The sequence below is a fragment of the Nocardia sp. NPDC004260 genome (assembly GCF_053603155.1).
The window spans coordinates 80,046-94,573 of the sequence record NZ_JBSGEZ010000016.1 but is presented as its reverse complement, the minus strand read 5'-3'; the positions used below and the strand labels follow the sequence as shown (position 1 = coordinate 94,573).

The following is a 14,528-nucleotide window of genomic DNA, read 5'->3' as shown; positions in this document are numbered from 1 at the left end:
CTCTCTCCGGTGTTCCAAATATGTACCACTCTGGTACATTTCGATAGAAGAAAGATTAGAACGTGTTCTAGGAGTGGTCAATGGTCGGTCGTCGGTCCGCGCCCACCGCCCGCGTGGTGCAGGTCCTGGACTTCTTCGTCGAACAGCGCGGGAAACGCTTCGGGCTCTCCGAGCTCGCCCGCGAACTCGACCTGGCCAAGCCGACCTGCCTGGGCATCCTCACCGAGCTGACCGCGGGCGGCTACCTGATGCGCGACGCCGACACCCGCACCTACGGGCTCGGGCCCGCACTGATCGCGGCGGGCCGGGTGGCGCAGGACAGCTTCGCCATCTCCGCGCTCGCCCGCGTCGAGCTGGACAAACTCTCCGCGCGCTACCACACCACCTGCACCGCGTCCGCGGTCGTCGGCGAGCAGATCATGGTGCTGGAGAGCACCGGCCCCGGGCTGGTGAAGGTGGGCGCGGCCTACCATTTCGCGCCGCCGGTCGGCCTGATGTATGTGCTCTGGGATACCGACGCGGCGTTCGACGCCTGGCTGGCCAAGCCGCCCGCGGTGCCGTTGCGACAGGACGAGACGCGCCTGCGTCAAGTGGTCGCCGAATGCCGCGAGCGCGGATTCCTGGTGGAGAGCATGACCACCGCGGGACGTCGGCTGTACTCACTGCTGGCCGGGGTCGCCGATCGGGACCTACCCCCTGAGCTGCGCGAACTGGTCGGCGAGCTGGTGACCAGCCTCGGCGAGCGGGTGTACCTGGGCGCGGATCTACGGCCGCGCAAGGAACACGCGGTGAGCCTGCTCGCCGCACCGACCTACGACGGCGACGGCAGGCAGAACATGGTGCTCACGATGTACATCGGCCGCTCGATCACCGGGGCGGAGATCGCCCGCCGCGGCGCGGCACTGGTGGACGCCGCTGACACGGTGACGGCGAACTCGGGCGGACGCAAACCATTGACCGAAGACCGAAACGTGTTCTAGTTTTGCGGTGTGAGCCAGTACGCGAAGTCGACGGCGAGCACCTACGAGCTGCCCCATCTGGACGCGCTCGAGGCCGAGTCGGCGCACATATTCCGTGAAGTGGCAGCGACATTCGAGCGCCCTGTGTTGCTGTTCTCCGGCGGCAAGGATTCGGTGGTGATGCTGCACCTGGCGGCCAAGGCCTTCTGGCCCGCGCCGCTACCGTTCCCGGTGCTGCACATCGACACCGGGCACAATTTCGACGAGGTGATCGCCTACCGCGACGAGACGGTGGCCCGCCTGGGCCTGCGCCTGGTGGTCGGACGGGTGCAGGACGACATCGATGCCGGACGGGTCGTCGAGGAGACCGGGCCGCGCGCCTCCCGCAACCGGTTGCAGACGACGACGCTGCTGCGGTCGATCCAGGAGGGCGCGTTCGACGCGGTCTTCGGCGGCGCGCGCCGCGACGAGGAGAAGGCCCGCGCCAAGGAGCGGGTGTTCAGCTTCCGTGACGAGTACGGCCAGTGGGACCCGCGCAGGCAGCGCCCCGAACTGTGGAACCTCTACAACGGCAGGCACCGCGCGGGCGAGCATATTCGCGTCTTCCCGCTGTCGAACTGGACCGAACTGGACATCTGGAGCTACATCGCAGCCGAGGGCATCGCGCTGCCCCCGCTGTACTACGCGCACCGCAGGCCGGTGGTGCAGCGCGACGGAATGCTTCTGGCGCACACCCGTTTTCTCCAGCTGCTCGACGGCGAGGAGCCGTATGAGGCCACCGTCCGTTTCCGCACCGTCGGCGACGCGACCTGCACCGGCTGTGTCGAGTCCACCGCGGCCACACCCGCGGACGTGGTCGCCGAGGTCGCCGCGGCGCGGGTGACCGAGCGCGGCGCCACCCGTGCCGACGACCGCATCTCCGAGGCGGGGATGGAAGACCGCAAACGCGAAGGCTACTTCTGATGACGACCACACTGTTGCGCCTTGCCACCGCGGGCAGCGTCGACGACGGCAAATCGACGCTGATCGGCAGGCTGCTGTTCGACTCCAAGACGCTGTTCACCGATCAGCTCGCCGCCGTGGAGCGCACCAGCCGCGACCGCGGCGACGACTACCCGAACCTCGCGCTGCTCACCGACGGCCTTCGCGCCGAGCGCGAACAGGGCATCACCATCGACGTGGCGCATCGCTATTTCGCCACGCCCAGAAGAAAGTTCATCATCGCCGACACCCCCGGGCATGTTCAGTACACCCGCAATATGGTGACCGGCGCGTCCACCGCGGACCTGGCGCTGATCCTCGTCGACGCTCGAAAGGGCGTGGTGGAGCAGACCCGCAGGCACGCGTTCCTGGCCAGTCTGCTCGGCATCCCGCACCTGGTGCTGTGCGTGAACAAGATGGACCTGGTCGACTGGTCGCAGGAACGGTTCGAAGAGATCCGCGAGGAGTTCGCGCGGTTCGCCTCCAAACTGGACGTCTCGGATCTGACGTTCGTGCCGGTGTCGGCGCTGCACGGCGACAACATCGTGCACCGGGGTGCGAGCATGCCGTGGTACGAAGGCACTCCCCTGCTGCACCATCTCGAAGAGGTGCACATCGCCTCGGACCGCAACCTGATCGATTCGCGTTTCCCGGTGCAGTACGTCACCCGCAGCCACGCCCAGGACTTCCGTGGCTACGCGGGCACCGTGGCGGGTGGAGTGTTCAAGCCGGGTGACGAAGTGGCGGTGCTGCCATCGGGCTTCACCACCACGGTTGAGGCGATCTGGGGGCCGGGCGGCGCACCCGTCACGGAAGCTTTTCCGCCGCAGGCGGTCACCATCCAGCTCGCCGACGAGCTGGACATCTCCCGCGGCGACCTGATCTGCCGCCCGAACAACCGCCCGAACACCGGGCGCGATCTGGACGCCATGGTGTGCTGGTTCGCCGAGGACACCCAGCTCACGCCCGGCGCGACCTACACCATCCGGCACACCACCCGCGCGGCCACCGCCGAGGTGCGCTCCCTGGACTACCGACTGGATGTCAACACCCTGCACCGCGACGAGCAGGCGGAAGCGTTGTCGCTCAACGAGATCGGCCGCGTCCAGCTGCGCACCCGCCAGCCCTTGCTGTTCGACCCGTACCGGCGCAACCGCACCACCGGCAGCTTCATCCTGGTCGACGACACCACGAACAACACCGTCGCGGCGGGCATGATCACCGGTCCGAGCCTGCCGTCCTCCCGGGTGGTCTGGCACTCCACCGCTGTCGAGCGCGACGAGCGCGCCACCCGCGGCCTGACGGTCTGGCTGACCGGCTTGTCGGGCTCCGGAAAGTCCACTGTGGCCGTGGAACTGGAGCGCAGGTTGGTGGCGGCGGGCCGCCCGGCGTTCCTCCTCGACGGCGACAACCTGCGCCACGGCCTCAACTCCGATCTCGGATTCAGCGCGGCCGACAGGGAAGAGAACGTCCGGCGGGTCGGCGAAGTGGCGAAACTGTTCGCCGATGCCGGTGTGGTAGCGGTCGTTTCGCTGATCAGCCCCTACCGCGCCGACCGCGACCGCGCCCGCGCCGCCCACGAAGCGGCGGGCATCCCCTTCCTGGAGGTGTTCGTCGACACTCCCCTGTCGGTGTGCGAAGCGCGCGACCCGAAAGGCATGTACGCCAAGGCCCGCGCAGGCGAGATTCACGGCTTCACCGGCATCGACGCCCCCTACGAAGCGCCGACCGAAGCCGAGATCGTCCTGCGGCCCGACCACGGCGACCCGGCGGCGATGGCCGCCACGATCATCGCGCGGTTGAGCCGATTGGATTGATCCCGCCTCAGCGCCAACTATCCGGAGATAAGCGGCGGTGCAGGCGCCCATCTCCGGATATACCGCGTCAGCCTGATCGGCACGGCGCCACCGCAGTCAGCGGACGATGTGCGCGCTCGGAACGATGTACCGGATGCGGTCGGTGTTGTGTGGCTCAGCTTTGAGATCGACCACCGTCGAGTCGCCGACCTGTTCGACGAGGTCCACGCCGATCTCGACGGGCACCGGGTAGGCCGAGTCCGACCCCAAGTCGTCGGGTGCGCCAAAGATCCACACTTTGTCGATCAAGCTGTGCGTCACCCCCTCCGCGTCGGTGAACTCTACCTCGATGACGCCCGGCTGAGTATCCGACACCCATCGAACGGCGTTCCCCCATATCATGGCCATTTGATCCAGTATGCCAGCGATCCCCTGCGGCACGAAATGCGAACGCTTCCACCGACCGGTACCAGCAGCCTGCCAGCGCTGCCCGACACCGAAGCTGCGGCACGCGCCAGGAAGGCCATGCACGACATTTATATGGCCGAAGGTTTCGGCGCGGGCCTGGCACATGCCTGCTGATGCCGGGTGCTTTGTTCGGGCGCTGAGGATTGATACGGCGGACCGCGTTGGAGCGGATGGGGAATGTGCTCATCGGTCAGCGGGTCGCCTGTCCGAGGGCGAGTAAGTTGCCTTCGCTGTCGCGGAAGAACGCGCCGCGCTCGCCGTTGCCCTTGCTGGGGTAGTTGCTGGGGGCCGTCACGATATCGCCGTCGACCATGAAGCGGGGGACATCGACTGTTTCGAAGCGCAGTCCGCGTTCACGGAGTTCGGCCATGAGCTTGTCGAGGTTATCGACCTCGAAGCCCATCTGTGTCGCGATTCCTGATGCGGTGCCCGACGACAGGAACAGGTGGAACTCCGTCGCCCCGCATACGTAGCGCAATCCACCCTCGCGTTCCTCGACAGCTTCGAGCCCGAGGACGTCACGGTAGAACCGTCGCGCTCGATCGAGGTCCTGAGCGGGGAGCTCCACCGCGCCCGGCCACTCCACGGCTGGGCACGCTGCACCGACGGCAGCTGGGTCGGCTTGGTCGAGCTCCTGGCCGCGCGGTCAGGCCGACCGCCACGGCAGGAGCCGACGAACCGCCTTTCGTCCCGAGGTGATGTGCGGGGGTCGCGACATCAGGGAATCCTTGCCTCGAATACACCACCCGAACGCCACCCACCGGTCGTCGTCATCGGTGATCACATACTCTTCGGCGCCTCCGAGAATGATCGCCTCGACCGCCGCGGCCGCCTGGGACGGCTTGTCCTCGTTTTGGATTTCGTAGTCGGCGATGGCGCGGACGCACCAGCCCGTTTCGATGCGCACCGCGGCGTCACCCATATCCACCAGCTTGATGTGTGGGTTGGCCCCGCGCACTTCGGCTTCCGTGGACGAGGATCCGCTGGAGAGCACCAGGGTGCCGGGATTCGAAAATGTCTGGATGGCGTAACGCTCGGCGATGGCAAACACCTCCGAGCAGAACATCTCCCATTCCGTCCCACTCACCCCGGCCTCCCAGCTCACTCGCAATCTTGCCCCGCCTCGACACTACTTACCGCACGGATTCACCACCGTGTCCTTTTCATCCGCCTTCCGCCATCGCCCGAACCCGCCCCAGCACATCGGGATACCGCCGCAGATGCGTACCCCCGTTGAGATTGATTGCCGCCCCATTCATCCAGGCTGCCTTGTCCAACGACAGGAACACCACGCATGGCGTAGGCAGGCGGTGACAACCGCCTGCCTATGACTTCCAGCCGATCAACCGAGCGCGCTGAAGAACTCGCGGATGTCGCCGATCAGTAGGTCCGGCACCTCGAGGGCCGGGAAATGGCCGCCGGAGTAGAACTCCGACCAGTGGGTGATGTTGTGGGTGCGTTCGGCGAAGCGGCGGATGGCGTAGTCGCCGTCCTTGAAGACCGCGACGCCGGTGGGCACGGTGCCCTTCGGTTTCGGGGCGAACATGGGGGCGTCGTGGAAGCGTTCGTAGTACAGGTTCGCGACGCTGCGGGCGGTGTCGGTGAACCAGTAGATGCTCACGGTGGTGAGCAGGCGGTCGATATCGACGGCTTGTTCGGGCAGGTCGTTGGCGCTGTCGGTCCACTCGCGGTACTTCTCCACGATCCAGCCGAGCAGCCCGGCCGGGGAATCGGCGAGCAGGTGGGCGATGGTGTTCGGGCGGGAACCCTTCAGGTTCATGTAGGCCGAGGGTGGGGCCGTACTGTTCGATGGTCACGAGGTCACCGGGCTCGCCCGTTCGGGTGCATCGGCCGCCGCGCTCGAGCGGAAATGAGCCCTGGTGAGGCGCGGCGACCTCGATGATCTCGACAGCATCACTCGGTAGCCGAATCAGCTTGTGGCCGAGTTGATGACGTGAGCGAGGGTGTCCAGCAGCTGATTCCAGCCGAAGCGGATGCCGGCCATGGCCGGTTCCGAGCCCGGGGTCGGGTCGGACACGTCGATCTGTAGGTCGACGCGGGTGCCGCCGGTGACGCGGGTCAACTCGAGGAGATGGTCGGCCCGGAACAACGGGGTCCCGTTGCCGTCCAGCGGTGACAACTCGAACCGGAGCCGTTCGGGCGGAACGACTTCGAGGTAGCGCCCGGCGCTGGAATACAGCGCACCGTCGCCCTCGCGGAGCACGATCGACAGGGCGCCCCCGACGACCGGCCGCAGGACGCAGTCGGCGACCTCGAAATGCGCTGGGTGCCACCACCGGCGCGCCAGATCGGGCGAGGTCCACCACTCCCACACGGTCGCCGGCGGCGCCGACAGCGTCCGATGGAATTCGTGGGCAGACAACGGCTCGGCGGCGATTGCCACCCGGTATTCCGCGAGCACCGACTCCGAGGGATGGTCGGCCTCGAATCCCGCCAGCCACTGTCGCAGCTCGCGCAGCGGACCCCGGCGCAGGGCGTAGATGCGGCGCTGCCCGAGCGGTTCCATTACCACCAGGCCCGCGCGCTGGAGCGCCTGGAGATGTTTGGTCGTCTGCGGTTGTCTCAGGCCGAGTGCGGTAGCGATCTCGCCGACCGGACGCGGCGCGGCGTTCAGCAACTCCACGATCCGCATGCGGTTCGGTTCGGCCAGAGCGGCGAATAGTGCGGGGTCCATTGACCAAGCATGCCTCCTCAGATATATTCCTTTCAAGGAATACTTCTGAACCAGGAGCACGACATGTCCGAGCAGATCCGCATCGAACGCGACTACCCCGCCACCGCCCAGGCGATCTGGGAACTGTGGACCACCCCGGCGGGCATCGAGAAGTGGTGGGCGCCCGACGGTTTCACCGTCCGCGTCGATCAGCTCGACCTGCGCCCTGGCGGCGAACTGGTCTACACGATGACCGCGACCGCCCCCGAGCAGATCGAATTCATGCGATCCGCGGGCATGCCACTGTCGACCGAGTCCCGCAAGACATTCACCGAGATCGACGGCCCCGACCGGCTCGCCTACACCTCCCTGGCCGACTTCATCCCCGGCGTCGAGCCGTACGAATTTCTCACCACCGTCGAGCTCGAGCCGACCGACGCGGGCGTCCGCGTGGTCATGACCGTCGACGCCATGCACGACGACGTCTGGACTCAGCGCCTCACCCAGGGACGGGAGAACGAGCTCGCCAACCTTGCCGCCATCGTCTCCGGCGGCTAGTTGCGGACCGGACAACCGAACCGGGACCAGCAGCGCGGGCAGCTTCGACGCGGCCTTCAACGCACCACGTCGCAATCAGTGCTGAGACAGAGGATGTGCTCACCCGGCGCCGAGGCCGGAACAAACTGTGACCGACGAACAAGACAGCGAATCGGCAAAACTGCCCGCCGCCTCGGCGGCGACCGAGACGACTACCGGCTCTGCTTCGGCGTCACGAATGTCGGCATCTGGTCGGTCGGGCTGGCCGTCGAGATGATGGATGGCACCGAGGCGGTGAAACGCGCCGAGCACGTGCGTCTCCCGGCCACGACGCCCCGGGAGCGCGCGGGCCACCATTACATCGACCTGGCCCGCGGATTCCTGCTTCACGGCGACGGGACGAAAGCCCTTACCTCCTTGCGCAAAGCTAAGGAGATCGCGCCGACGCAGACCCGCTACCACCCCATGGTTCACGAGACCATCCGCGTCCTAGCACGCGACGACGCACGCAGCAATGAGAGTGTGCGGGGTGTCGCCGCTTGGTGCGGGATCGATCGCGGCTGACGTATTCGCGTTTGAGGCCACCACGTTCCGCATCTGTCTGGCCCGTGCGCACGAGCTGCGTCCGACGAGCTGCCACGATAAGCAGCGACCGTGGAATCGAAAGGTAGGCGACGACCCGCCGCCTACCCCTCGCCATACCGAATCAGCCGAGTGACCGGAAGAACTCGCGGATGTCGCCGATCAGTAGGTCCGGCACCTCGAGGGCCGGGAAATGGCCGCCGGAGTAGAACTCCGACCAGTGGGTGATGTTGTGGGTGCGTTCGGCGAAGCGGCGGATGGCGTAGTCGCCGTCCTTGAAGACCGCGACGCCGGTGGGCACGGTGCCCTTCGGTTTCGGGGCGAACATGGGGGCGTCGTGGAAGCGTTCGTAGTACAGGTTCGCGACGCTGCGGGCGGTGTCGGTGAACCAGTAGATGCTCACGGTGGTGAGCAGGCGGTCGATATCGACGGCTTGTTCGGGCAGGTCGTTGGCGCTGTCGGTCCACTCGCGGTACTTCTCCGCGATCCAGCCGAGCAGCCCGGCCGGGGAGTCGGCGAGTAACTGGGCGATGGTGTCGGGGCGGGAACCTTGCAGGTTCATGTAGGCCGAGCCGTCGTCCTGGAACTTCTTCATCGCGGCGAGCCGCGCCTTTTCCGCGTCGGTGAGGGCGGCCAGATCAGCGGGGTCGCCGGTCGGGAAGGTGACCAGTGCGTTGACGTGCACACCGAGCACGTGGTCGGTGTCGATCCGCGCCAGGGCCGGGGCGATGAACGCGCCATGGTCGCCGCCCTGCACGCCGTAGCGGTCGTAGCCGAGGCGAGCCATGAGTTCGGCGAGCGCCGCCGCGATCCGGCCGTCGTTCCAGCCCGTCTCGGTGAGCGGGCCGGAGAAACCGTGGCCGGGCAGCGACGGAATGATCAGGTGGAACGCGGGCGCGTTCGAGTCCGGGTCGGTGAGCGGGCCGATCACGTCGCGGAAGTCGGCCACCGAGCTGGGCCAGCCGTGCAGCAACAGCAACGGTGTTGCGTCCTCCCGCGCCGAGCGCACGTGCAGGAAGTGCACGTTCTGGCCGTCGATGGTGGTGGTGAACTGCGGGTAGGCGTTCAGCTCCGACTCGGCCGCACGCCAGTCGAATTTCTCGGCCCAGTACCCGGCCAGCTCCTTCAGGTACGCCGTCGGCACACCGCGCTCCCAGCCGGCGCCGGGCAGCTCATCGATCCAACGGGTACGCGCCAGCCGCAGCCGAAGCTCGTCCAGGTCGGCCTGCGGAATGTCGATACGGAAGGGGCGGATCTCGGTGTTCGTCATGCCATTGATACTTCGCGTAACGAGGTGGCGGCCGAATCACGAGAAATCACTATTTCCGCGCTTGCCCAGCCCACCGACGAGTAACGCAGAACCCGGGCCGTACCACTATGGCCACGAACCCGCCGGCGCGCTGGTCGGGCCGAGGCCGCGCCCCCGGTCTCGAGTTCGCGAGTGGCACACCACTGCGGCATCGGCCGAGAAGACCTCTCGATGGTGTGCCACTCGCGAACTGGCGTCGAGCGCGCGGTGCGGGCATGATCGCGCCGTGGTCAGCCTTCCGGTGCGCGGCGCGTTTGTGGGGCGGGCCGCTGAGCTCGCGGCGTTGCAGGATGCCTATCGGGACCCGGCGGTGCATACCGTGCTGGTCGGGGGTGAGGCGGGTATCGGCAAGTCGCGGTTGGTCGGGGAGTTCCGGACGCGGCTCGGGGCTCGTACGGTAGTGGCGTACGGAAGGTGCCGGGAATTCGGCGCGAAAGGGGTGCCGTTCACGCCGTTCGTCGCGGTCATGCGCACACTGCTGCGTGACCAGGGCGTGGAGGCGCTCGCGACGCTGCTCCCAGTGCGACCGGCGCTGGCGCGCTGGCTTCCGGAACTGGCGGCGCGGTCGGGCGCGGCGGAGGCCGACACCGACAGGATCCGGTTGTTCGGCGAGATCCTCACCGTGCTGGAACAGTTCTCGATGACCAAGCCGCTGTTGGTGGTGCTGGAAGATCTGCACTGGGCCGACGACGCCAGCCTGGAATTGCTCGCCTTCCTGGTGGCCAACATCGCCGAAGGCGATCTGTTCTTGGTCGGCACCCACCGGCCTGCCGATTCCGAGCCGTTGCGCAAGCTGATCGCGAGCCTGCGCCGAGACCCGAGTGTCCGCTTGCTGAATCCAGCACCGCTGACCAGGCACGAGGTCGGCAGGCAATTGGCCGCGCTGCGCGGCAGGGAGCCCGAGCCAGGGACCATCGGGCGGATCTTCGAGCGCAGCAGGGGAATTCCGCTGTACGTCGAGGCACTCGATCCTGCACCGGAGGACACGCCCGCCGAGCTGTCGGAGCTGTTGCTCGATCACCTGTCCGACCTGTCCGATCAGGCCGCGTCGGTGCTGCGGCTCGCGGCGGTGGCCGGGTCACCGGTCCGGCACACCCTGCTGGCGGCCGCCTCCGATCTCCCCGAGGGCGCGCTCGCCACAGCACTGCGTCAGCTGGTCGACCAGCGGCTCCTGGTTTCCACCGACACCGGCTACCAGTTCCGGCACGTTCTCATCCGCGACGCCGTCTACGAAGACCTCCTGCCGGCGGAGCGGCAAGCGCTGCACAGCAGACTTTCCCAAGCCCTGGCTACCCGGCGAAGGAAGCCGGGCGCGGACCGATGCCCGGCCGCCGAACTGGCCTACCACGCGTATGCCGCCGGAGAGCTGCCGCTGGCGTTCGAAGCCGCGTGGGACGCCGCGGCGGAGGCGGAAAGGGTGAGCGCGCATCGCGATCAGGTGCACCACCTGGACCGGGTGCTCGGTTTGTGGGACCGCGTACCGGAAGCGGCACACCGGTTGGACGCCGATCGGCTCGACGTCTTGGCAGCGGTCGTGGCCGCGTGTCATCGCGGCGGTGTAGTCGAGCGCGGCATCGCGGCGGCCGACGAGGCGCTGGCCGCCACCGATGCGCGGATCGCCCCGGAGCGTGCCGCGCGCCTGCATTACTACCGCGCCGGACTGCGCAATCAGAGCAGCGGAGGCGGCGAAGACGACCTGCTCGCGGCGCTGACCTATCTTCCTTCGGACCGGCCGACCCTACTGCGCGGTGAAATCCTCGCCGAACTCGCGGCGGTGCGGGTGTTCAGCGGCGCGACAGCGGCCGAGAACGACGCGCGCGCCGCCGTCGAGGTAGCCGAACAGTTACGTGGTGACCCGCCCGTCGACGACACCTCGCCGGTCACGGCATCGTCGCTCCGCGCGCCGGGCGCGGGCGCAACGAACCCGGGCGGGGGCGTCGAAGCGGAGGACACGGACGCCGCGAGGCACCGGCGGCGTTCAAGCGACCCTCGCGAAGACCGGAGCGCCGCGTCGCTGGCCGCGCGTGCCCACGCCTATCTCGGGCTGGCCACCGCGAACCGTCCCGACGCCGCCATGACCCATTTCGAGCGGGCGCATGCCGCCGCTGAGGCCGCGGGAGATCCGGGCACCTTGCTGACCGTGGTGCTGTGGGAGACGGCGCTGCTGGTCTCGGCAGGCGCCGACGAAGCGGCCATCACGGCGATCCAGCAGGGGGTGCGCGCCGCGCACGAGAGTTACCGATTCGCCGAGGCCGCGCCGATCCTGCTGGTCAAGTGGGCGCAGGCGCTCACAGCGCTGGGCCGCTGGAACGAGGCGTTGGATCTGATCGACGAATCGCTCACCGAGCAGTTGCCCCCGTTGAGCACCGCCGCGCTGCTGCTGTGTCACGCGCGGATCATGCTGGCGCGTGGGGACGACCAGGCCGCGGCGGCGAGCGCGGCGACCGCGCAACCCTTGCTCGGGAATCGGCGCTGGGCCAGGCAATATCAGATCCAGCTGCACACCGTGCATACCGAGATCGCGCACGCGGCGGGCAATCCGCAGCGCGCCGCCGAGATCGGCGCCGCGACGCTGACCGCGGACGATCTGCTCGCGCACCCGCACGAGGCATGGGCACTGGCCGAGGCGATCGCCCGGACCCGCTGCGCGCCAATGGTTCTCGACTCCGCTGTCGCCAAGCTGCCGGTGACCACCGCGGTCGACGCCGCGTACCGGAATTCCTGCCACGCGGTGCGCAGCGGCCGTCCCGCCGACTGGGCCGCGGCGACTTCCTCCTGGCGAGCCCTGGGTCGGCCGTACGAGCTGGCGCGCGGCCTGCTCGAATCCGGGCGCGCGGAACTGGCCGCGGGTGATCGCGCGGCGGCACGCGACGCACTGCGGACGGTCCTCGGGCTGGCGGACGAGTTGGCGGCGGCGCCACTCGCCGAGCAAGCCAGACAGCTGGCCCACCGCACCGGGATCGACCTGGCCGAAGCCGGGAACCGGCCCGCGCCTGCCCGGTCGGCGAGCGCCTCGGGCCTGACCCCGCGTGAACTCGACGTCCTACGCCTGGTGGCCACAGGCGCGAGCAACCGGCAGATCGCGGCCGAGTTGTTCATCAGCGCCAACACCGCGGGAGTGCACGTCTCGCGAATCCTCACCAAGCTCGGGGCGTCCAGCAGAACCGAGGCGGCCGCGATCGCGCGAGAACGCGGATTGCTCGTCTCCGGATGACGACCACCGGCGGACGACCGAAGTGGAAGCGGGGACGATCCGCCTGGTGGGCGCGTCGGCGAGGACATCGTCGACAGCCGGTCCGGCGGCGCACCCGGATACGCATTCGGCAGGGACTACCGGTCCCGCACCCGCCCACTGGCCCGTAAGATACAGTAAGTCGAACATGTCTCGAAAGGACTGGCTGATGCGGTCGACCTTGTTGTCCCGGCGCGATCTCGAGTTCCTGCTCTACGAGTGGCTGGACGTCGAAGCGCTCACCAAACGCGAGCGGTACGCCGAGCACTCCCGGGAGACCTTCGACGCCGTGCTCGAGCTCAGCGAGCAGCTGGCCACCAAGTATTTCGCGCCGCACAACAAGCTCAACGACGCCAACGAACCCACCTTCGACGGCGAGCGCGTGACCATCATCCCGGAGGTCGGCCAGGCGCTGACCGCCTTCGCGAAGGCCGGTTTGCCTTCGGCCGCAATGGATTACGAACTGGGCGGCGCGCAGCTGCCCGCAACCGTCGCGCAGGCGAGCTACGCCTGGTTCCAGGCGGCCAACCCGGGTACCGCGGGCTACCCGTTCCTCACGGTGGCCAACGCGAATCTGCTCCTCGCCCACGGCCCGGAACACGTCGAGAAGTTCGTCAAGCCCATGCTCGCGGGCCGTTTCTTCGGCACGATGTGCCTGTCGGAGCCGCAGGCCGGTTCCTCGCTCGCCGACATCGTCACCCGCGCCGAACCGCAGGGCGACGGCACGTATCGCCTGTTCGGCACCAAGATGTGGATCTCGGGCGGCGATCACGAACTCGGCGAGAACATCGTGCACCTGGTGCTCGCCAAGATCCCCGGCGGCCCCGCGGGCACGAAGGGCATCTCGCTGTTCGTGGTGCCCCGATTCCTGGTCGGCGACGACGGCGCGATCGGTGAGCGCAACGACGTCGCCCTGGCCGGACTCAACCACAAGATGGGCTACCGCGGCACGGTCAACACCGTGCTGAACTTCGGCGAGGGCCGCTGGACGCCCGATGGCGCGCCCGGCGCGATCGGCTACCTGGTCGGCGAGCCGCAACGCGGACTGACCTACATGTTCCACATGATGAACGAGGCGCGCATCGGCGTCGGCCTGGTCGCCACCGCCCTCGGCTACACCGGATACCTCGAGTCGCTCGACTACGCCCGCACGCGCACCCAGGGCCGGGCCAAGCTTCCCGCCGACCCGTCCGCGCCGCAGCGGCCGATCATCGAGCACGCCGACGTGAAGCGAATGCTGCTGGCCCAGAAGTCCTATGCCGAAGGCGCGTTGGCGCTGGTGCTCTACTGCGCGCAGCTGGTCGACGAGCAGCGCACCGCCGAATCCGAGGACGACCGCCGCGCGGTCACCCTGCTGCTGGACATCCTGACCCCGATCGCCAAGAGCTGGCCCTCGCAGTGGTGCCTGGAGGCCAACAGCCTCGCCATCCAGGTACTCGGCGGCTACGGCTATACCCGCGAATACAACGTCGAGCAGCACTACCGGGACAACCGGCTCAATCCGATCCACGAGGGCACGCACGGCATCCAGGGCCTGGACCTGCTGGGACGCAAGGTGACCCAGCAGGGCGGCGCGAGCCTGCTCGCGCTCGGAGCCCGGGTGGACGCGACCATCACCGCGGCGCGCGCGGTCGGCGGCGAGGCCGCCGAGCTTGCCGCTCAACTCGATTCGGCGTGGCGGCGTCTGGTCGAGGTGACCGCGGGACTGTTCGCCTCCGGTGACATCGAAGCCGCGCTGGCCAACAGCTCGGTGTACCTGGAAGCGTTCGGGCACACCGTACTGGCCTGGATCTGGCTGGAGCAGTTCCTCGCCACCGCGGACCGGTCGGGTGATTTCTACGATGGGAAGCGGCACGCGGCCCGGTTCTTCTATCGTTTCGAATTACCCAAGACCGCACCGGCGCTGGATCTGCTCGCCACCTTGGATACGACCACGTTGCAGATGCGGGACGAGTGGTTCTGAGCACCGCGCGTTTCGATACATGTTCTA

Annotated in this window: 14 protein-coding genes and 1 pseudogene; 7 read left to right on the top strand and 8 right to left on the bottom strand. The window is 68.0% G+C overall.

The features are described 5' to 3' along the window. Positions 1-80: 80 nt before the first annotated feature. Genes ACWEO7_RS12410 through cysC form a run of 3 tightly spaced genes read left to right on the top strand, consistent with a single transcriptional unit; the run spans position 81 to position 3,757 of the window. On the top strand, positions 81-980 hold the full coding sequence (locus ACWEO7_RS12410; RefSeq protein ID WP_452423036.1) for a helix-turn-helix domain-containing protein: 900 nt from the start codon (positions 81-83) through the stop codon (positions 978-980). Positions 981-989: 9 nt separating this feature from the next. Beyond that, positions 990-1,922: a sulfate adenylyltransferase subunit CysD gene (cysD, locus tag ACWEO7_RS12405; RefSeq protein ID WP_452423034.1), complete on the top strand. Its 933-nt coding sequence runs from the start codon at positions 990-992 to the stop codon at positions 1,920-1,922. Continuing rightward, positions 1,922-3,757: an adenylyl-sulfate kinase gene (gene cysC / locus ACWEO7_RS12400; RefSeq protein WP_452423033.1), complete on the top strand. Its 1,836-nt coding sequence runs from the start codon at positions 1,922-1,924 to the stop codon at positions 3,755-3,757. Before cysD ends, cysC begins: the two co-directional genes overlap by 1 nt. Positions 3,758-3,853: 96 nt before the next feature. Here cysC and ACWEO7_RS12395 read toward each other — a convergent pair whose 3' ends face one another. Next, complete coding sequence (locus ACWEO7_RS12395) at positions 3,854-4,144, bottom strand: hypothetical protein (protein ID WP_452423031.1); 291 nt, start codon at positions 4,142-4,144, stop codon at positions 3,854-3,856. Between ACWEO7_RS12395 and ACWEO7_RS12390 the strand changes: the two genes are divergently transcribed. After that, positions 4,145-4,318 carry a hypothetical protein gene (locus tag ACWEO7_RS12390; protein ID WP_452423029.1) on the top strand — a complete coding sequence of 58 codons (174 nt, stop codon included), beginning with the start codon at positions 4,145-4,147 and terminating at the stop codon, positions 4,316-4,318. Between the two features lie 76 nt (positions 4,319-4,394). Here ACWEO7_RS12390 and ACWEO7_RS12385 read toward each other — a convergent pair whose 3' ends face one another. From ACWEO7_RS12385 to ACWEO7_RS12365, 5 genes and pseudogenes are all read right to left on the bottom strand, one after another. Further along, positions 4,395-4,790, bottom strand: coding sequence for a VOC family protein (locus ACWEO7_RS12385; protein WP_452423026.1), 396 nt, complete (start codon positions 4,788-4,790; stop codon positions 4,395-4,397). A 60-nt stretch (positions 4,791-4,850) separates the two neighbouring features. Beyond that, positions 4,851-5,291 carry a hypothetical protein gene (locus ACWEO7_RS12380; RefSeq protein ID WP_452423025.1) on the bottom strand — a complete coding sequence of 147 codons (441 nt, stop codon included), beginning with the start codon at positions 5,289-5,291 and terminating at the stop codon, positions 4,851-4,853. 76 nt (positions 5,292-5,367) lie between these two features. Then, a pseudogene (locus ACWEO7_RS12375) lies at positions 5,368-5,493 on the bottom strand (short-chain dehydrogenase); the annotation flags it as partial. A gap of 53 nt (positions 5,494-5,546) precedes the next feature. Continuing rightward, the gene (locus ACWEO7_RS12370) at positions 5,547-5,984 is read right to left on the bottom strand and encodes an alpha/beta fold hydrolase (RefSeq protein ID WP_452423024.1); all 438 of its coding nucleotides are present in this window, start codon (positions 5,982-5,984) and stop codon (positions 5,547-5,549) included. Positions 5,985-6,134: 150 nt separating this feature from the next. After that, complete coding sequence (locus tag ACWEO7_RS12365; protein ID WP_452423022.1) at positions 6,135-6,899, bottom strand: metalloregulator ArsR/SmtB family transcription factor; 765 nt, start codon at positions 6,897-6,899, stop codon at positions 6,135-6,137. Between the two features lie 63 nt (positions 6,900-6,962). Here ACWEO7_RS12365 and ACWEO7_RS12360 point away from each other — a divergent pair, with 63 nt between their 5' ends. After that, positions 6,963-7,436: an SRPBCC family protein gene (locus tag ACWEO7_RS12360; protein WP_355158435.1), complete on the top strand. Its 474-nt coding sequence runs from the start codon at positions 6,963-6,965 to the stop codon at positions 7,434-7,436. 99 nt (positions 7,437-7,535) lie between these two features. On the opposite strand, the gene ACWEO7_RS12355 is transcribed toward ACWEO7_RS12360, so the two are convergent. Both ACWEO7_RS12355 and ACWEO7_RS12350 read right to left on the bottom strand, forming a co-directional pair. Next, a complete protein-coding gene (locus ACWEO7_RS12355; RefSeq protein ID WP_452423020.1) occupies positions 7,536-7,805 on the bottom strand; it encodes a hypothetical protein in 270 nt (89 codons plus the stop codon). Positions 7,806-8,121: 316 nt separating this feature from the next. Next, the gene (locus ACWEO7_RS12350; protein WP_452423019.1) at positions 8,122-9,267 is read right to left on the bottom strand and encodes an epoxide hydrolase family protein; all 1,146 of its coding nucleotides are present in this window, start codon (positions 9,265-9,267) and stop codon (positions 8,122-8,124) included. Positions 9,268-9,532: 265 nt separating this feature from the next. Between ACWEO7_RS12350 and ACWEO7_RS12345 the strand changes: the two genes are divergently transcribed. Further along, on the top strand, positions 9,533-12,520 hold the full coding sequence (locus ACWEO7_RS12345) for a helix-turn-helix transcriptional regulator (RefSeq protein WP_452423017.1): 2,988 nt from the start codon (positions 9,533-9,535) through the stop codon (positions 12,518-12,520). 187 nt (positions 12,521-12,707) lie between these two features. Further along, positions 12,708-14,501, top strand: coding sequence for an acyl-CoA dehydrogenase (locus tag ACWEO7_RS12340; protein ID WP_452423015.1), 1,794 nt, complete (start codon positions 12,708-12,710; stop codon positions 14,499-14,501). The last annotated feature ends 27 nt before the right edge of the window (positions 14,502-14,528 follow it).

Bases quoted from the DNA above. Each gene is read 5' to 3' on its own strand.
- ACWEO7_RS12340 (WP_452423015.1), top strand. From the start codon at position 12,708: ATGCGGTCGACCTTGTTGTCCCGGCGCGATCTCGAGTTCCTGCTCTAC.
- ACWEO7_RS12360 (WP_355158435.1), top strand. From the start codon at position 6,963: ATGTCCGAGCAGATCCGCATCGAACGCGACTACCCCGCCACCGCCCAG.
- ACWEO7_RS12350 (WP_452423019.1), bottom strand. From the start codon at position 9,267: ATGACGAACACCGAGATCCGCCCCTTCCGTATCGACATTCCGCAGGCC.
- ACWEO7_RS12370 (WP_452423024.1), bottom strand. From the start codon at position 5,984: ATGAACCTGAAGGGTTCCCGCCCGAACACCATCGCCCACCTGCTCGCC.
- ACWEO7_RS12395 (WP_452423031.1), bottom strand. From the start codon at position 4,144: ATGGCCATGATATGGGGGAACGCCGTTCGATGGGTGTCGGATACTCAG.
- ACWEO7_RS12365 (WP_452423022.1), bottom strand. From the start codon at position 6,899: ATGGACCCCGCACTATTCGCCGCTCTGGCCGAACCGAACCGCATGCGG.
- ACWEO7_RS12410 (WP_452423036.1), top strand. From the start codon at position 81: ATGGTCGGTCGTCGGTCCGCGCCCACCGCCCGCGTGGTGCAGGTCCTG.
- cysC (WP_452423033.1), top strand. From the start codon at position 1,922: ATGACGACCACACTGTTGCGCCTTGCCACCGCGGGCAGCGTCGACGAC.